The sequence below is a fragment of the Oscillatoria salina IIICB1 genome, assembly GCF_020144665.1.
Lineage (GTDB): Bacteria > Cyanobacteriota > Cyanobacteriia > Cyanobacteriales > SIO1D9 > IIICB1.
On sequence record NZ_JAAHBQ010000002.1, the window covers coordinates 10,021 to 31,841 of the forward strand.

1 protein-coding gene is annotated in these 21,821 nt (G+C 41.1%); it reads right to left on the reverse strand.

Annotation, left to right across the window (positions count from 1 at the left end; translation table 11 throughout):
* Positions 1–4: 4 nt before the first annotated feature.
* Positions 5–20,866 carry a PA14 domain-containing protein gene (locus tag G3T18_RS00350; protein WP_224408522.1) on the reverse strand — a complete coding sequence of 6,954 codons (20,862 nt, stop codon included), beginning with the start codon at positions 20,864–20,866 and terminating at the stop codon, positions 5–7.
* Between the last annotated feature and the right edge of the window lie 955 nt (positions 20,867–21,821).

Genomic DNA, 21,821 nt, shown 5'->3' on the forward strand with positions numbered 1-21,821 from the left:
TAAATCATCTATTTATATTGGCTTTACGCCAAAATGATTGAGGTAGTTCTAGTACGGGAACAACACCAAACCATTTTTTAAAAGGATCTCCCTTGACAACTCCAGCTTTTTTTAACTGTTGGTCATTCATCAGCTGTCCTTGAGGAGGGGATTCTGTGACTGGAACTAATCTAAGCGATACTAATCCCGCATTATAATTTTTTAGCCCGCCTTGTTCAACCCGATTGAAAGGATATTCATCACAACCTATCTGTCTATTGACAATATTTATTCCTTTTTCCCTCCTTACTTTCTCTTTATATTGAGCTTTTTCCCTGCATTTTCCCTTGTTTTTGTACCATCCGTCTGAGCCATGGTCGCTAGGTTTTTTAGAATAAGCACTAACGACTGCTGGTCTTTGGTCGAATATTATAGCAGTTCTTATATGTTCTGTAGTTTCATAAAGAGGAAGACCATTGAATGTCTGTCCATAAAAAACAATAGGAATACCAGTGGAACAATTTTTATCGCCTGTAACAGCACAAGTTTTAACTTTTGCTCGACTAATAGCCAGATTTACTTGATGAGCAATATAAACAGCTAATGTTGTTGTTGCTGTTGTTCTAAAAGCTAATTGAGTTGCTCTAGAAGCTAATTGAGTTGCAATAGATAAAGCCGTCTTAAGATCAAGCAGAAAAAGTCCACTAGGATCGGTCGCATTAACCGGATTACCATGAACATAAGGATACTTAGCCAAAGACAAAGGTTCACTCAACCATCCCTCAAACGGATCTCTAGCAGTAAATCTTCCGATGCTTGGGTCGTAATACCTTGCCCTTAAATAGTAATCCTCTAAATTCGAGTCATACTGTTCTCCAGTATACAGATAACTATTAACCGTACTACCAGACGAACTAATTACATTACCGTAAGCATCATAAATATAAACATCACTAACATTACCACTAGCATCACTTAAAGCTCTGGTACTACCCAATCCGTCTACATGATAGAACGACTCCTGATCATCTCTGACCTGAGAAATTAAGTCATGTCCGTAAACATAAGCCACTTCAACTGTACCATCGGTCGTATATTCTTCTAACACTTGAGCATACTGATGGTTAGCATCAACCAGATAGCGAGTTTCTACACCATCGACAATAGATGCTATCCTTACTCCATCAGTATTATATTTGTATTCTGTAACAGTCGTACCAGTATCGGTAGTTATTTCTGCACTCTGCAAGTGGTTTTCGTAATCCCAGGTGTAAATTGTTTGCTCGTTAACATCTTTAAGTTGGGATAGAGTATTACCATTATTATCGTAGGTATAGGTAGTTACTTCTCCATTAATTTCTTCGCTCAATAACCAGTCATTGTCATTGTAAATGTAGGTGGTTAACCCTAACTGAGAATCATCACGACTCAAACGATTACCTACTGCATCGTATGTGTAATCAATAGTGCGAACCATTCCTCCATCAGTAATTGCTTCTTGAGTTAAGCGATAAAGGTCATCGTAATCGTAATTAACAATGCGACCATTATCTTCTTCTACAGCAATTCGATTTCCTATATTATCTAAAGTGTAGTCATAGCTAGAAATTATGCCTGTTTCTTCTCCTGTATCAGGATCAAGAGCAAGATTTTTCAAGAAGTTTAAGCGATTCAAATCATCGTAGGTACGAATCTCGGCTGTATTATTGGGAAATTCAGTTTGAATAAGATTACCAGCAGCATCGTAACTATATTGAGTTGTTCCCAAAGAGCTAGTAACAGTTTCTAGTCTGTTATTTTGGTTGTAGGTGTAGGTAACTGTATCACTATTGGTGATAACTCTAGTGCGATTACCAGCATCATCATATGTATAGCGAATGAATTGAGAATCTGGGTTGATTTGTTCGATTAAACGGTCTCGAACATCATAATCATAGGTTGTCGTACCTAAAGAGTCGGTAACAGTTTTTATTTGACCTGTGGGTGTGTAGGTATATTCAATTGAGGTATTATTTGGGAATTCTTTGGTGGTTAATTGGTTTAGTTCATTGTATTCGTATTCAATGGTGTCGCCGTTAAAGTCAGTAAAGCTAATTACATTACCTACTTCATCGTAAGTAGTTTCTGAGTGTTGACTCATTGGTAAGATGGTGAGTGTACGACGGTTTAGTTCATCGTATTCATATTGAGTCAGATGGTTGTTGGCATCCTTAGTAGCAATATGGTTTCCTGCAAGGTCGTAGGTATATTCTGTTCTTTGTCCTGCTGCGTCGATGACTGCTGTTAGTCTACCTAGAGAATTATATTCAAATTGGGTTGTCTTTCCTGCTTGGTCGGTAGTGGCAATTTCTTGTCCTAATTCATTGTAGGTAGTAGTTATATAGGTACCATCATGAAAATGAGTTTCTTTGAGACGGTCTAATTCATCGTAAACAAATCGAGTGGTATGACCATTAGGGTCAGTTTCAGTGAAAAGATTTCCCGCATTATCATAGGTATAAGTTATTTCATTTCCTTCTGCATCACGAACCAGGGTTTGACGACCTACGAGATCGTATTCGTATTCGGTGCGATTACCCAATTCGTCAAGAGAAGCAGTTGTTCTACCTAGTTCGTCGTATTCAGTTTTGGTTCTGGGGTTATCTAAAAGATTAGAAGGGGTTTCATCAGGATGAATAACTTCAATTAACCTATCTAAATCGTCGTAAGTGAAGTAGGTTGTCTGACCTGCTTGATTGGTTTCAGAAGCTATGAAATTAACATCATTATAAGCAGTAGTTGTAAACGTGCCATCAGCGAATTTAGTTTTTACTAAGCGACCTACTTTGTCATAAATAAATTCGGTTGTATAATTTCGAGCATCAGTCTCGGTTAATCGCCTACCCGCAGCGTTATAAGTATACTTGGTTTCATTTCCTTCCGCATTACGAACTAAAATTAGACGACCTACTGCATCATACTTATATTCAGTGCGATTGCCTAATTCGTCAATAGCAGCAACTACTCGACCCACTTGGTCGTATTCAGTTTTACTTCTAGGACTGTCATTTAAATCTTCAGGGGTATTATCTGCATAAATAGTTTCTATGACTCGTCCTAAAGGATCATAAATAAAGTTGGTAGTGTGACCAGCAGCATCAATAATAGCAATTTCTCTTCCCGCTTCATCGTAAATAAAACTTTCAGATGTGCCATCAGGATATAAGACTTTAGTGACCTGATTTTTATTGTCGTATTCATATTCGGTACGACGATTATTATTTACTCCAACCTCAACACTGGCAATTCGATTACCCAATGAATCGTATTCATATTGAACAATATCACCAGAAGGACGAGTCTCAGAAATGACGTTACCTTCTGTATCGTAAGTCCAGCTAGTTGTTTGTGTCTGAATACCTTCAGCAGTAGTTACTGTTTTGGTTTCACTCAGTGGGATACCATTGGCATTATAAGTATAAGTTGTCTCATTTCCTAATGTGTCAATTTGATGAGTAACTTGACCAAATAAGTCATATTCAAATTTAGTTTCTCTACCTTCTGCATCAATCAGAGAAGTAATATTTCCTTTAACATCGTAAACTCGCTTTCTTGTTTCACCTTCAGCGTTAGTTTCAGTAAGAAGATTACCTTTACTATCGTAAGTATTAGTAGTTGTGTAACCAAGAGGATTAGTTTTAGTCAGAACATCCCCAAATTTATTGTAAGTCCAGCGAGTCACATTCCCTAACGCATCAGTCTCACTCAACTTATTCCCATCTTCATCATAACTATACCTAGTAGTCCAACCCTCAACTCCACTCTCATCCGTAATCAGAGTTTCCGTCTTCAAATTATTATCATCATCATAACTACGCTGAGTAACTAACCCAACCGCATCAATCTCGGTAACAACATTACCCCGCTCATCATACTCATAGATAGTCTCATTACCAAATACATCCCGTACTGTCTGTAGCGAATTATCCGGGTCATATACTAACTCTACTGCTTCCCCATTAACATCAATAATCCTCTTTAAGCGACCCTCTTGATCATACTCACTTCTCACCCCACTTCTTCCCAACGGGTCGATAATCTCAGTTAAATAATGCTTCCTCTCCTCATCATACTCAAACCCAGTCCTATTCCCGGACCTATCAATAACCCCAACTAAATCACCCGACAAATCATACTCATACTTAATCTTATTCCCCTCTGGGTCAACAACCCCCACAATCCGACCAAGATTATCCCTCTCAAACGTAATTCCAACTCCCGTATCTGAGAAAATCCCTCCCTCACTAAAACTCAACTGATTATCATTCGTATCCGTAACCGTAATTAAATCGCCACTATCTGCATCAATCTCATACTCAACACCATCACCAGTCTCTAAAATATAAACCCCACCAAAACGCGTGGCTGCGGGATTATAGGGAACCGCACTTGCTACCTCGACATACTCATCACTACCCGCTTTGCGAATTAAATAAGTATTCTGTGCATTTTTCACTCTCAAAGTCAAATCGCTGCCATCATCGGCGACAAACTCCGGATGATACATCAGTCCTGAAGCAGCCCCAGAACCGAGAAAACCCAGTAAATATTGATTGAGAATACTACCCTTGGGTTTAAATGTAAAGCCGGTTCGTTCTCCACCAGGAAGCGTTAGATAAACCTTCTCCCCTGATGAAAATGCACTCTCTATGCCTAATAATTCTTCTTGTGCGGTACGTTTTCGTGCCGAAGTTTGTAAATCTGTATCGCGAAACTCCAAACGCCAACCATAACCAAAGTTATCACTTCGATTAGCACCTAAACTATCATAAGTCCTCGTCAGCGATATGGGAATCCCCGCTACCGGGATTTCTAAGTCGGTAAAGGATAATTGGAAGTTACCCAGCTTCAACTCCCCAGTTACATCAACAATTACCTCGTCAATGGCACTATTACCACCACTATCGGTTGCCGTCAAACGTAGGATGTAACTACCATTCTCTAATAATGAGGTATCTAATTTGCCCAACTTACCGTCATTGACTGCACTATCCCCCCTGGCTATTTCTACAAATTCGCCACCTTTTTGGGGTGCTACTTCGAGGATGTACTCTACCTCTCCCTCATCGGTTACGGTACCGATAATGTCTGTGGGGGCTGTAATCGGATTGTCGCTAATCTGGGGGGCTAAAATTGCTACTGGGGGGGAGACATCGTTAAAATCTTGTACGAGTAATTCAAGTGTAGCGTAGCCAGTGTTCCCGGCTGCGTCTACTGCTAAAGCTGTGAGAGTTGTTTCACCGATGGTATTGAAAGATACTGAGGTAATGCCATTACCATCGAGGGGAATTGCTACACCATCGACACTTAATTGTAATCCTGTGACGTTAATGTTGTCTGTGGCTTTAACGCTAAAGGTTACTTCCTCACCGAGTTGGGCTAAATAATCCTCCCCAGAAAGATAATAACCGCTCAAGGGACGTAAATCCACTACTGGAGCAATGGTATCTGCCACCACAGTCAAGGTAAATGTCTGCTCTACGGTCTCTAGTGTGCCATCAGCGACGCTAATAGTCACCTCATGAGACCCGGTATCTGCTGGTGTGGGAGTCCAGCGTAAGCGCCCTTCTTGGTCTACTACCATGCCTAAAGCTCTTGACTCCTCATCCAAGCTATAGTGTAGTTGTTCGCCATTGGGGTCGGTAGCTTTGATGTCGTAACTATAAAGCTTTCCAGGGGTCGCTGCTGTTGGGGGTATGGAAGTATCGTTAAAGATGGGGGCGGCATTTTCGCTTACTGTGAGGATGAAGCCTTGGGCTGCTCCCAGATTACCATCCGTTGCTCCTACGACTACTGAATGATTTCCCAAGGTGGGATTTGACCAACTAACCTCTCCCGTCTCTTCATTTAATACTAATCCTTCGGGAGCGGAAATTAACTGATAGGTTAAACTATCTCCATCCGGGTCCGTGGCATCCACATCGTAACTATAAACCGAAGCCACATCAAGGCGATACACGGGAGTAGAAACAATAACTGGAGCGTTATTTACTGCTGCTTCTTCCGAGACGACGAGGGTATAATTCTGACGATTGGTCGCACCTTGGGTGTCTGTGACTAATACTTCGACTGTAACTTCTCCTAATTGGTCGGCCGTAGGTAACCATTCGATTAAACCTGTCTTTGCATCGATGTGCATTCCGGCTGGGTGAAGCCCTAAAGCGAATTCTAAAGTGTCGTTTTCGGGGTCGGTGGCGATTATTTGGTAGGTGTAGTTTTGTTGTGGAGATGCTTGGGTAATAGGAGTAGAAACAATCTGTGGTGGTGTATTAATCCCCGTGACGCGCAACTCAAACCCTTGACCTACATAGGTCCCTTCGGTATCTGTAACTCTTACCGAGACGGGATGAGTACCGATTTGCGCGCTCTTTGGCTGCCAGGTTAACATTCCTGTCTCTGGATTGACAACCATTCCCGTAGGTGCTTCGTCTAAACTCCAAAGCATTAAGTCTCCATCGGGATCAAAACTTTCTAATTGATATTGGTAAAGTCGTTCGATATTGGTTACTGTTTTCGGTACGGAAGTGATGCTTGGGGGTCGGTTGGTTGTTTGGTTGCTGACAAATAAACTCCAAGATTGTACTGTTTGCCATTGTCCGTCGCTGATGGCTACTGCGAGATTATGGTAGCCGAAGTCATCTGGAGTTGGCGACCAATTGAGTAAACCGCTTTGAGTTATTTCCATTCCCGACGGTCCAGAAATCAACTCGAAAGTCAAAGAATCTCCGTCTGGGTCTACCGCATCTGCCAATTGATAGAGATACGTTTTGCCACTGCGAGTCTCCATCCGGGGACTGCTGAGAATTTCGGGTGGCTGATTAGCAAAATTCGGGTCAGTGGTAGTAATAATTACCGGGAGACGATTTACGCCGAGGTTAGAAACCTCTACTTGCCAAGACTGTAGGACGCGATCGCCATTGTTGTCTGTGACCTCGATAACGACATCGTGAAGACCGATTTCACTTTGTGTGGGGTTCCAACTCACTAAACCACTTTCAGACACGGTCATGCCCTCTGGAGCGGCAGTGAGATGATAATTGAAACCCGATGGTAATTGATAAGTATAAGCCGAGCCGATTTTCACCGCAGTTTGGGGAACCGTATCTAAATTCAAAGGTGGCAATAAAGGTGCGGGATTTACCGTCAGATTAATTTTTTGTACAGTGGAGGCAGCGCGATCGTCTGTCGCCTTAATCTCAAATTCAAGGTTATCGACGACTGTAGTTGGAGTCCAACTCAACAGCCCTGTTTCTGCATCAATCGTAACCGTGCTTGGTGCGTTATTTAGGGAATAGGTTAAAGAGTCGCCATCGGCATCGATAGCTACTGCTTGATATTTAAATTGCCGTCCTACTTTAGCGTTAGCATTCTCCGGTAAGACCGAAGTGAAGACAGGGGCATTATTAGGAAGAATTGTCTCCACAGCTAAATACTGTAAATCCTGACCGCCCTTCCCATCGCTAACGCGCAGAATCGCATTAAAGGTTCCTACCTGTTCTACCGTCGGCTTCCAAAGCAGAGTACCCGTTTCTTCATCGACGGTCATCCCCTCCGGTTTTAAAGTCAAATCGTAGCTAACTATATCTGCATCTACATCTATAGCCGAGGCTAGATATTGCAGCGTATTGCCAATCTTGATGCTATCAGTAGGAACCGTGCTAGTAAATACAGGAGCGGCATTAGGAGGGTCGCTAATTTGATGAAGACCAAATAAATGACCTATAGTTTCGCCCTCAGTCGTAATCGTATCAGTCCAAACTCCGCTCGACGGTGCAGTTTCTGCATAACCGTTAGGAATAACTTGTCGTAATTTGTACTCCCCAGGCAGCAAGTTGTCAAAATTGAAGTAAAAAGGAGTCGAACCCAATAGCGATTCGGTATTATTTTTCTGGGTTACTTGTTGCGGTTCGCCAAAGTCTAATTCGCCGTTATCGTTCAAATCCAGATAGACAGTAACGCCCTCTATCAAAGGTTCGGTAGTGTAGCGATTATCCCAGCCACTGAATATATCGATAATCTCTTGCGGGTCGGTAACTTGGATAGCATCCGGGTCGATTCTTCGCAGTTGACTTATTTCCGCACCACTACCGATACCGAAGGCAGTGATGTTGACGTTATCTGCGTTTAATTCCTCAACTATTTCTACGTTTAAACCACCAAAACCATCGGAGAGGAAAATGATGTTCGGGTCGCCAGAGAGACTGTCAAGCCAACCCTGGGCTACTTCCAAACCAGAAGTAAAATTAGTACCGCCTTCAGCACTCAGACCATTGATAACTTGACGCAAATCTCTTATCCCGTTATTGTCGTTATCTGCGAGGGGTGTCGTATATAAATCAACTTCTGGTGTCGCGGGGTTCATGTCTAAGATCGAAGCGCCATTATTAAAAGGAATTACGCCGATTTTGACAGTATCGCCGCGACCTTGCAGAATTAACTGTTCTGAAAGAGCTACGGCGGTTGCTATTTCCATGCCTAAAATACCCATCGGCTCTTCTGCTACAGTTTCTATGTCCGCTGTTTCCCAATCGACGAAATCCCCACCCGTACTACCAGAAACGTCGATGACAAAGACAAGATCTGGATTGTCGCCTTTGACCAAGGTAGTATCGCGATAGCCGTTGTTGTTTAAATCTTCAAATACAGCTCCCTGAATCTTGCCCAAAGCACCTTCGACATCCACGGTAAAGCTTTGAGAGTCGGTACCACCCCGTCCGTCGGTTACCGCTACGGTGAATGTAGCACTGTCTCCCGGTTGTACCGATTCTGGAAACCAGATTACTTCCCCGGTTTCTCTGCTAACAACTGCACCGTTAGGTCCTTCGAGTAACTGATATGCGAGTTCGTCACGATCAGGATCTACCGCTTCGATTTGGTAGCGATACGCCTTTTGATTTAATCCGTATCGGGAAGGTGGCGTACTGATAATTGCGGGTGCGGCATTATCTGGATCTGCCCCAACACGAATATTATACTCCTGAACATCGAGATCGCCATGTTCGTCTTCTACTTGAACTCGAACTGGGAAGATGGCTTGATTTTCTTCCTCACTGCTACCTCTTTCTCCCGTACCTGGAGTGATGATGTCGATGCTGTCATCGTGGTTGATAATTCGGAATTCGTAATCTACAGCACTGGCAGAATTTCCACCCTCAATGTAGAGGGTGTAGCTGCCGTCTGATGGTAGTTCGACCTCAAAGTCTAGATCTAGTCGCTCGAAATCGACAATGACGTTATCTGGTCCGTATAATTTCCAGTAGTTCGTGCTAGTTCCTTTGATAGAGTCGAAAAATAAACGCGTTCCCTCGGTTCCCATGAATTTATAAACTTCTCCTTGTTGACCGGATGGTAAAAAGCCGCTTACGGGAACGTTGAAATTCGAGTTCAAACCGAAACCAAAATCTAACATTTGAAATGAATAATCTTGTGGCTGCGATTCCCTTCCTTGAATTAGTAGGTGGTACATTCCCTCTTGAGTCAAGGTGATTATTTCGCTATCCTTCTGTTGTAAATAACGAGAGAAAACCTTACTCCCGTTAGGATTGTAGAGGGTAGCAAGTTCGCTCCAGCCATCGATCTGGTTAAAGAGTATCTGCTGACCTATATTCCCTTCAAAACTGTAGATGTTAGCTGACAAACTGGGATTCGCTTCTCCAGCCACAATACTATTGAGTTCTAGGGGATTTAAGGCAGTGGAAGTTAAATCCTTTGGTAACTCTAAAAGTTGGAATTGATAGTCATCTGTTGTCGTATTGTTTGTACTAGAAACCTGTAACTTATACTCTCCGGTTTGCTCTAATATTTGCAACCAATCGGAACTTGAATAACTATTGTTAACAACATAGCTATTATCGGGTGCGATTAGAGATGTTCTGATATGTCCCGGCGTGTTTGTCTGACTGTCATAGAAAATTTTCGTTCCGGCATTGGCAGTGAAGGTATACTCGTCTACATTTCCTTCACTTATAGTTCCCGATTCGACGACATTCAAACCATCACTAATAACAGGCATTTGAGTCTCTTCTATCACCTGAAAATCATAGCTGACTGGTGAGTTGCTGCTACCAGATATTGCCAGAGTATATAAACCATCAGAAGGTAAAGTTGCTTTAAAGTCAGGTTGATTTCCAGATGGTTGAACTAAAACTCGATTATCCGGCTGATAAAGTACCCAGTTAGCATTACTCCACTGCTGTGCGTCCAAATCAAAGTTTAATACCTGACCAATTCGTCCTTCAAAGCGATAGATATCGACATCGTTACCCAACTCTAAGGTTCCTGTAGTGGGGGTATTGAGTTCTAAGGGAGTAGTAAAAGAGCGATCCCTCAAAACAAACCCATAATCCCCAATAATATTATTACTACCATCAATTTCCAGACGATAAGTTCCTGCTTCAGTTAAAGTAAAAGGTTGCCAATCTCCCCCAAGATGATTATCAATAACTTCTAAGTCAGTCGGACTAAATAAACGAGCTTTGAGACTACTATTTCCCTCAATAGTATCAAAGAACAATTTTTGTCCGACAGCCCCAACAAAAGTATAAGTATCCTTCTCTCCAGATTCGCTAATTTCGCTATTAATAGCCTCGCCTAAAGTTAAAGTAGTTGCTATCAGTTCGGGCGTATTAATTTTGAGTTTGTAATTATCTAGTTCAGAACCATCAGAACGTAAAGCCAAAATATACTCGCCAGTTACAGTTAACTCTAACTCCGAATCGTGAGATAGTCTTTGGTTGAAAACTCTTCTATCTGCATTGTAAAGAGTGTAATAATCATTGCTACTACCCGCTACACTATCGAAGTACAAATAATCTCCTTCATTACCTATAAAACGATACAAAACCGTCTCGCGCTGACTTGCTGAAAAATCTCCAGAGATAGTAGAATCCAAAGTTAATTCTGTTGCTTCAGCAAAGTTCAACAACCGGAAATCATAACTACCAGTTTCGTCATTATTTTCAGTAGCATTAATTTCTAAAGTGTAAGTTCCGCTTGACGGCAAAACAAAAGGTACTTTGTCATTTATTACATATTGATTCCAAATTTCTTTCCCATCTTGTGCTATTAATTTAGCCCGGAGAGTTCCTTGATACTTCAAACTATCGAAGTACAAAACTTCTCCTTCAGTTCCGGTGAAATTATAGAGGTCTCGTTCTCCTGGTTCGGTAATTTCGCTGCTAATAGTTTCCCCGTAATTTAAAGGAGTAACCAAAGCAGATGGAGTGACTACTTCTAATTGATAATTATCATTACTATCACCAAAGGAACGTAAAGCTAAATAATAAGTTCCATCATTTGGTAAAATTACTTCCTTATCTCTATCTAAATGTTGGTCGAGGATGATTTGACCAAACTGGTCGTAAAGAGTATAACGATTATAATAATCGCCTTGGGTCCTGTCAAAGAAGAGTTCTTGTCCTTCTGTACCAGTTAAAGTATAAAGATGGGTTTCGCGCTGAGATAAACCAAAATTACCTGAGAGAGAAGTATCAAAGTTTACTGGTGTTGCTTGGCTAAAATCGAGTAGGCGGAAACTATAACTATCAGTGATATCGTTGTTAGTAGATTCTCTAGCAATCTTGAGGGTATAAGTCCCAACTTCTGGTAAAATAAATGGTTGACGGTCTCCGCCCACAACTTGATTCCAAAGTTGCTTACCAGAAGGGGTAAATAGTTGGGCGTTAATGGAATAAGAACTAGCAAATAAGCTATCGAAATAAAGGATTTGTCCGGGAGTTCCAGCCAAGGTATAGCTATCTGTTTCCCCCGCTTCGCTAATACTAGAACTAATGGTTTCGCCGAAGGTTAAAGTGTTAGTAAGAGATTCAGGAGTAACAATCTCTAATTCATAAGTATCATTGCTAGAACCTCGACCCTGTAAAGCCAGAATATAATCGCCAGTGTACGGTAAAGTTAGTTCTTTATCGGAACTTAATCTTTGGTTAAAAACTTGTTTTCCATCAGTCCCATAAAGAATGTAATAATTCCAGTAGCCACCTGCGGTTTGGTTAAAGAAAAGTTCTTGTCCTTCTGTACCAGAGAAGCGATAAAGATGAGTTTCACGCTGAGATAAACCAAAGTCACCAGAAATAGGTGTATCGAAACTAATAGGTGTTGTGGAAGTCCAGTCTAGAAGACGGAAACTGTAAGTACCGATATCGTCCCATCTCCCATCAATTACTAAGCGATAAGTACCTGTTTCTGAAAGCATTACTGGTTCTTCATCGCTATTGACGTTAGTGGAGATAACTGTTTTTCCACTGGGGCTAAAAAGTTGAGCAGTTATCCCTCCCGTCCCTGTTAAACTATCAAAGAACAAACGTTGATTATTGTTACCAGTGAAGGTATAAATATGTTGTTCTCCAAGTTCTAATAGTTCGCCAGTAACCGTATTATTTACCGTCATTGGAGTAGTTATCTCATCCGGTGTAACTACCCGCAAACGGTAGTTATCGTTGCTATAGCCATAACCAGAAACTACTAAAGTATATTCGCCATCACTGGGTAATATATCTATTTCATAGTCAGAAGAGAAATTGCTGTCAAATAACTTTTTCCCGTCGGGTGCATAGAGTGAGTAATAGTAGTCTCCTTCACTATGGTCAAAATAAAGGCGCTGTCCTGCATTAGCTGTAAACTTATAAAGTTGTGACTCGCGCTTACTCGTACCAAAGTCACCAGAAATTTCGCTATCGAGTATTAAAGGTGTAGCATTGTTATCGTCAAGAATTTGGAAGCTAGCAGTCTTAGTTGAAGTGCTATTAGATTGAAGAATTAGGTAGTAAGTACCGTTACCAGGAAGAGTTTGTAAGTCGATATTACTCCTCAAGTCACTTATATAAGCAATCTGCCGACCGTTAGCATTAAGTAATCTCGCTGTAATCGAGGGATTACTTTCATTCAAACCATCAAAGTGGATTTTTTGACCGACAGTACCCGTAAACTGATAAGCTTTGGTTTCCTTAGCTACTAAAGGAACATTAGTGATGGTATTAAGATTTAAGTTGGAAGCATTAGTTAGCTCTACCAGTTTGAAGCTATAGTTACCTGTATTTGAGCCAGTACCATTAACTTCTAGGGTATAAGTACCAGTTTGTGCGAGGAAAAATGCTCCATCGTCATAACTGGCATATTTACCATTAAAGACATTACTACCATCAGGAGCAGATAGTTTCACAACAATATTACTACCCTGCTGTCCGTCGAAGTAAACCAAAGTTCCAGCATCCGCCGTAAAAGTATAGTTATCTACTTCCCCAGCCACGGCAATATTACCACTATGAAGGGTTTCTACTCCATTATTTCCAATGGGTGCAGTTGAGGTATCGATAACCTGGAACTCATAATTAAGTTGGGTTTCGCTCAAATTTCGCACTGCGAGGGTATAGCTACCGTTACTAGGTAAGACGACAGCAAGATTACTATCAAACGAATCAGAATCAATTACTGTAGTACCATTTAGCAGAGGTACTTGAGAGTAGATAGTCCACTCAGCCCCAGCTACCGCAGTTAAATTCTCGAAACTAAGCTGCTGTCCTGCTGTACCATTAAACTGATAAAGGGCTGTTTCCTGAGCGGATATACTACCACTTGTGGGGCTACTGAGACTCAAAGGTGCAGCAGCTGTAAGTAATTTGAAGTTGTAGCTACCCGTAGCCTCATTTTTACCATCAATATTCAACTCGTAGGTACTGTCGCTGGTGAGGATAATGGGGATGCTATCGTCAGCAGTTGTTCCACTCCAAACTATATTCCCGCTAGGATTGCGTAAGATAGCTGTGAGGTTACTATCTCCGGCTATAGCATTAAAATAAAGCTGCTGACCAGCGTTACCTGTAAAGGTATAGTTATGCTGTTCCCCTAGTGTGGTAATCTCAGCGCTAACTAAAGTGTTCGGGTTGAGGGAAGAGGTGGTATCGGTAGAGGGAATTACCTGTAAAGTGTAATCGAAGCGATCGCTGGTGCTACCATCACCGCGTAAAATTAGGTAGTAAACGCCATCACTGGAGAAAACATACTCAAAATCTTGGTCAAGCTGTCGGTTAATTAATTCTTCATTACCAGGAGAGTATAATAACCAGTTGGGGTTATAACTACTAGCTTGTCCTTGAAAATAAAGCCGTTCTCCAGAATTGGCATTGAGACGATATACTTTTATTTCCGAACCTGGTTCGATGATACCACTGGTAGGAGTTTCTAAATCTAGAATCGGTGCGGCAGTTAAATCGGTAAGACGGAAACTATAGTTGGCAGTGGCTTCTCGTGTACCATCGATAATTAGTTGATAAGTTCCCGATTCTGGTAAGATAACTGGGTCTCGATAGGAATCTGCATACATTGAGGTATTGAAAACCGAATTCCCACTGGGGTCTAGTAAAGTGGCATTAAGGTTGGAAGTATCAATTAAGGTATCGAGGAAGAGGTGCTGTCCTTGAGTTCCTGTGAAAGTATAAACATCTTGTTCGCCTTTTTCGCTAATTGCACCTGTAACTGTAGTGTCTAAGTTTAAGGGTGCGGTTACGGTATCGGGAGTAATTACGGTGAAATTATAGTTAACTGCACTGCTACTATTATCTCCCTGAATTAGTAGGGTATAAGTATCGCTATCATCAAGAACAATTTCCAGGTCGCGATTAAAGTAAGCTGTAGTTAGTTGGTTATTACCTGAATCATAAAGCGTCCAGTTCGTATAACTCGTACCGCCTACGCTATCAAAATAGAGGTGCTGTCCTGCTGTACCATTAAACTGATAGGCATGGGTTGCTTGACCTGGTTCAATCGTACCGCTAATGTTGGTATCGAGGTCGATTTCCGTGGCTAAATCTGGGTCTAAAAGACTGAAGCTGTAACTGCCTGTATATTCGGAAACAGCGTCAATAATAACAGTATAAGTTCCTGCTTCTTTGAGTGTCAGGGGTTCTGGGTCGCTAGAGCTGAAGATATAGCCAAGAATCTCTTCACCACTGGGACTAATAATTGAAGCTGTATGTGAGTAGGAATTAGTAGAGTTACGGAAGTAACGGTCGAAATAAAGGCGCTGTCCGGGTGTTCCTGTAAAAGTATAAAGGTCTTCTTCCCCTTTTTCGGCAATTGCATCTGTGACGACTACAGGGGCTAGATGAGAACCAATACTTATCTCATTCTCGACCTCATCTGGGGTAATTATCTCAAAAGCGTATTCAACATTACTCGTGAAGCTAGATTTTCCTCTTAACGAGAGCAAATATTCCCCGTCTTCAGGTAAATATAGCTCCATATCGCTGTAATTACTGCTGGAAACTACTTGATTGTCGGGACCATAAAGTACCCAGTCTAAACTACCACTATTGCTGATTTGGTCGATGAATAGCTTTTGTCCCACACTTGCTGTAAAGCGGTAAATATCGTCTTCGGAACCGGGAGCAAGTTGACCTTCAATTAAGCTATCTAACTCGGCTACGGGGACTTGAGCGATATCGATAACGCTAAAGCCGTAATTACCTGTGGTATCGTCGGAGGTAGAAACGACAACCCGATAGTTTCCGTTTTCCGGTAGCGTTAGCAGTTTGTTGTTATAGTAGCTTAAATCTGTATTAACTAACTGCTCCCCACTGGGACTAAAAACTTGAAAATCCCAATCATATGTACTCCCACTAAATCTTAAGGGGTCGAAGTAAATACGCTGTCCTCGACTTCCGCTAAAGCTGAATTCGTCTTGTTCTCCTGGTAAGCTAATTTGACCGAGTACGGTATCTCCTAAGACGACTACTGCTGGTGGTGTCCATTCGACATTACCTGTTTGGGAGTTAACTGTTAGTCCATCTGGTCCTTTGATAATACTGTAATTTAAGTTATCTTGGTCGGGGTCAATGGCATCTGCATCGTAATTGTAAGGCTGATTAATCCACGCATCCACTACCGGGGTAGAAGTAAAATTAGGTGGTCGATTTGGTGTATCTCCTAATACAGCTAAGGTAAAGTTTTGCTGCGTCTTACCACCTTTACTATCGCTAACTTCAATAACCAAAGAATGATTAGCTACATCTGCAAGATTGGTTTGCCAATTAATTAAACCTGTAGCTGGGTCAATTGTCATCCCTAAAGGTGCTACTAATAAAGAGTAGCTTAGTTCGTCATCGTTGGCATCGGTTGCGATTACCTGATAGCTGTAAGGTTGTCCACCTAAAATTTCTTTGTTTGGTTTAGACTCAATAATTGGCGCGACATTAAGTTGAGAGAGAACTACTAATTCATAGGTAAATTGAATGTTTTCGGGATTAAAGAAGTGAATTAGTTGAGATGCGGTTGATTGGGAGGGTGCTAAAGTACCTTCAGTTACTAAGTTACTAAAATCGTAGTATGGTAGTCCTTCTGGAGTCGTACCATCGGCTTTCAAGACTTGAATACTAGGGTCGCTGATTTGAGTTACCGCTACGAGTAAGGGAGAGTTAAACCAGTAAGTACCAGCATTATTTAATCCTAGTTCGACGCTGAGAATCTGGGTTTGGGGGTTAAATGAAGTTTGTCCGTATTCGCTTAGAATACTAGGAGAAACGTCGCTGAGTAAGTTAAAGTCGATAATTTGGCGATCGCTGGCTGTTTCGATTGTTGGGGTGACGGTGGGTACAATCGTGCTGTCACTGGGTTGGAGTTCGATATTGGTAATGCGTACTGAGGTGGTGGTATCGCTGTCGTCGTTAATTAAGCGCAGAATTAAGGTGGCTGGGGTTTGGGGTTCTAAATAAGAGAGGTTGACGGTGACGGTGGTATTGTCTAGGGTTACACCGTCAGCTAGTTTGGGGGCTTGACTTTCGGTAAAGTTGATAAAAGCGTTTTTTGTTTCTCCAATGGTATGTACTAGAGAATTGCCCTCAGAGTCTACTAAAGCGGCTTCAAAGGCATCGTTAATGAAGTTTAGGTCTGAAGTGTCAAAATTGAGGTCGGCGAAGCTAAAGCTTAATTGAGATGGGTTGGCGGGAATCTCTAATGTTTGTTGGTAGGTGGTCTGGAAATTGCTATCTTCGCTTAAGATGATTTCGTTGTTAATTAATTGGTCGTCATCGATAATTGTCCCTATACCAAAACTATCTTCAATAACTGCATTACTAGGATTTGTAAGCTGAAGTGTAAGGGTTTCATCTAATTCGTCTTCGATGTCACCAATAATCTCAACTGCAATGATTTTCGTAGTTTCTCCAGGTTCAAATGTTAGCGTCCCATTGACTGCTTGATAATCTGATCCTGCTATTGCTGTATCGTCAATGGTAGTGAAATCTACGGTTACATTTTCATTACTAGCAAGAGAAAGATTAACTGTAAATTGTAGTTGATTTGGTTCCCCATCTCCTTCAATGGTACTGAGAGCGCTTACACTTATTCTTGGTAATTCATCATCATCATCGATAATTGTTCCTAAACCCAGATTATCTTCAATAACTGCATTAGTGGAATTACTAAGTTGAAGTGTAAGGGTTTCATCTAATTCGTCTTCGGTGTCACCAAGAATTTCAACTGTAATGGTTTTACTGGTTTCTCCCGGTACAAATGTTAGCGTCCCATTAATTGCTTGATAATCTGATCCTGCTATTGCTGTATCGTCAATGGTAGTGAAATCTACGGTTACATTTTCATTACTAGCAAGAGAAAGATTAACTGTAAATTGTAGTTGATTTGGTTCCCCATCTCCTTCAATGGTACTGATGTCATTTATACTTAGACTTGGTAATTCATCATCATCGATAATTGTTCCTAAACCCTGGTTATCTTCAATAACTGCATTAAGAGAATTACTTAAATTAATCTGAAAACTTTCAGTTGATTCTGCAACTAAATCATCAAGAATAGAAACCGTAATATTTTGCGTGGTTTCACCAGGATTAAAGGTAATTGTTCCACTGGTAGTTAGATAATCTTCACCTGCTCTTGCCGTATCATCAACAGTGGTAAAATCTACAGTAACAGTTTCATTACTAGGAGAATCTAAACTAACTGTAAAAACTGCATCAGTGGTTTCGCTATCCGACTCAACCACAGTTACATTATTAATTTCAAGATTAGGAGAATTATTTACTGGTTGTTCAAAATCAATTTGAACGATTAAGTCGTTAAAATCGTAATCTCCGTTATAAACTAAATCTTCCCAAGCTTGGGTAAACTGATACTCATTAATAGTTGTTTGATTATTATGGTCTGATGAATCAGGATTAGCCGCAGTTAAAGAAAAGTAAACTTTGGGTTCTCCTGATAAAAGATTATCAGGATTTTGGGCGAAAAATTCCGCAGTCGTACCGTTACCAATTAAATATGTCCCCAAATAACTACCACTATTCAATGCGACTGTAGCTGTAGTTTCGTTATTAGTTAAAGTTAATAAACGTCTCGATGATGCTAATGCTGCTGCTGCATAACCGACATCTCCTGGTAATAAATTATCAACCCGTCCGGAGGGGTCGTCAACTAAAAAGAAACCATATTCGTTACTTGTGGAAGCATCTCTAGCGGTAACGGTGACGGTAGTGTTGATAATTTCACCGTTATTTCCCGGTACCTGAGTTACTGCATCGGGTAAGATAGTTGTTGTTGCTGTAGGATAAAGTTGGGTAGTAGGAATAACTTCTACAGCTTGAGAATCACTCGACCATTTTAAATCGATTTTCGCCTCGCCCCAGCGATCGTAGTATTCTAATTTAAGGTCGTATTTTTCCCCAGCGCTTAAGTCAATCGTACCAGTACCACTATTTGCGTTATCTGTCCAGTTATCGATAATTAAATTATCATTCAACCACAAACGAACTCCGTCGTCGCTATTGGTGGTAAAGGTATAGGTTTGAGAATATAGTGGTTCGATTTGTCCCGTCCAACGGATACTAAAGGTATCGTTTCCCATTGAGGTATCTGGAGGACTGTTACCCCAGCTAAAGTCTACAATGGGGTCGGTACGAGTAAATTTGTGGTTGCTAAAGTCAAGGTTATCGAAGTATTCTGCTGTTAAACCCGTTCCGTTTCCTGGTGGTGGGGGTGGTAGGGTTTCTGGTTCGTATAATTGACTTTGGGGTATGATTTCGCGAAATTGATTGGTACTTTCCCAGTATAGTTGTGCGTTAGCTGTCCACCAACGGTCATAATATTCGACTTTGATGTCAGCTTTTTCTCCTGCTACAAGATTAATTGTACCTGTTTTGGTACGCGTACTGGAACCTTCGTCTCCGTCGTCCCAGTTATCAATTATGAGTTGATTATTTATCCAAACGCGCATTCCATCGTCTGCAGCACTGGTGAAGGTGTATTCTTCTGTATATAAGGCTTCAATTTGTCCCGTCCAGCGTACACTCCAGGTATCATTTTCTATGTTAGGGTCGGGTGTGTCGGTTGACCAGTCGAAGTTAATTTGATTATCTGTACGGGTAAGTATTGGGTTAGTTAAGTCTAGATTATCAAAGTATTCTGCTTTTAAACCTGTTCCGTTTCCTGGTGGTGGGGGTGGGGTAAATGTATATGAAAATGCTGATTCTGGAACGATTTGTTGTGTTTGTGAGATACTTTCCCAATATAATTGTGCATTAGCTGTCCACCAGCGATCGCGATATTCGACTTTGATGTCAGCTTTTTCTCCTGCTACAAGATTAATTGTACCTGTTTTGGTACGCGTACTGGAACCTTCATCTCCGTCATCCCAGTTATCAATTATGAGTTGATTATTTATCCAGACACGCATTCCATCGTCAGCAGCGCTGGTGAAGGTGTATTCTTCTGTATATAAGGCTTCAATTTGTCCCGTCCAGCGTACGCTCCAGGTATCATTTTCTATATTAGGGTCGGGTGTGTCGGTTGACCAGTCGAAGTCGATTTGATTATCTGTACGTGTAAATTGATAGTCAGTTAAGTCTAAGTTATTGAAGTATTCTGCTTTTAAACCGGGGACTGTGGTGGGATTTTGTTCGATGGTTATTTGCTGATTGTTGAGAGTGATTGTAGTAGTGTCGTCTTCGGTTTTGATGCGGAGTAATTCGCTGTCGCTTAAGGTTTTTTTGGTTACTAAAGATGCAAAGATTTCTCCTTCGTCTCCTGGGGTGTCTTTCGGGTTGAGATATGCGTCTATATAATGTCCGATTTCTTCGATAATGACAGTAGCTATTGTTTCTGGGTTGCTAGAGTTAAGTGTGAGGAATTGTTGGGATATGTAGATGGTGTTTGTTTCAATACTATATGCACCGTTGGCTGGAAAGCTGTTACTATCGATGATGGTAATTGTGTTGATTGCTTGGTTGATGAGGTTATCGATTGATTCGGGTATGTTGGGGAAGATTTGTTGTAGTTTAGTGGTAGAGTTTGGTTGATTGGTAAAGTTGGTTAGGTGGGTGAGGGCTGTGGTTATTCCTGTTTGGAGGGTTTGATTGGGGGTGGTTGGTTTGTTGTCGATTGTGGTGTGGTTTAATTCCGATGTTTTTGAGGTTATTTGGGCGATTCCAGTTAACTCATCAATTGGGGTGTGGTTTGGTCCCAATGTATTTGATCTTATTGGGGTGATTCCGGTTAACTCATCAATTGGGGTGTGGTTTCCCTGAAAATTCGCTCGTTCTTGTCCCTGTTGGTGAGGAGTTTCCGGGGTTTCCAGTTGCCATGTTTTCGCTTGATAAATTAGTTTGTTTGTCAGATTTGGCAACAATCCGGTTTCTAAAGTTGGCAAATTTTCTTGAGAAATAGTTAAAGAATTTTCGCTAATTATTTCTCGTGAGTATGTCGCTGAAAATTGGCGGGAATTTTCCAGTTGCATGAGATTGAGAGTCTCAGGCAAATTTTCCGGAATTGTTGAGAAGTGGTTTGAAGAAAAAGTAGTTGATTCTTGTTGAAAGAAATCTTCGGTAGACATGAATTTTTCCTGCACCCTGTCACTTTACCATCTCTTCTTGGGGGGTCGCTGTTAAGGGGGAATTTACGGAAAAAATTTCAAAATTTGATAAAGTTTTATGTTGATTTTTTGACGATTTGTTAAATAAGTTACTTGAAAATTTGATGAAGTAAGTCGAGCAACTGTGGTTAATACTGAGTTGAAGCATAATCAAGGAAAATTGATGTAAATTGAAAGCTTATCCACCGAAAGAGTTTTGAGAATGAGAGTAATAGTTATGGCTTTTCCAATTAAGATTTATTAAAGAGAAACAACGGTAATTTTTCTATCTGTAAGATTACTTAAGTAGTAGTTAGTTTTACTGATTTAAGAGGGATTTGAGAGTTTGGTCGTTCAGTATTTGTGAGTAGGTTGACTCGACTTCCTTGCTGAAAGCTAGAAGGGGTGGGTGTTAGGGAAGTTAGGAGCAAGAACTAAATTGCTCCCAATCCGGCGGCGATGAAGATTGTTGACAAATAGTTGACAAATTATCTTTTCTGTGGTAATGACCAGAAGCTGACAATCTGGATTTATGGCTAATTTGACTACTCCCCTCCCTCCGCGTTGCTAAAGGGAGGGGATTCACAAGTAGTTCTCTTTCCTCTTGCAGGCACAGTCAAGTTGCCTCTAGACGCTCAATATGTTGACATATAGCCGCATATATTGCGCTTACTTTTTTGAGTTTTATGCTTTCAAACATCCATCACTCAGCTAGTTTAGTACGCTCCTCGCTCTGAAGAAAGCTTGCAGTGGTTTAGTCATACTGCCGTTAGAGCCAATCTAACCGTTGTTTCTTACTTACCGGGTTTTCGACCTACTAGAGCGAAGAATCACGTAGATTTTCGTTTTACTCGCTATCAACTATTGTACTAACTTTCTAGTTTCTTTTCAATCAAAGTCGCCGTAGAACAGCGAGGCTTTAAACCCATTTTTTTTG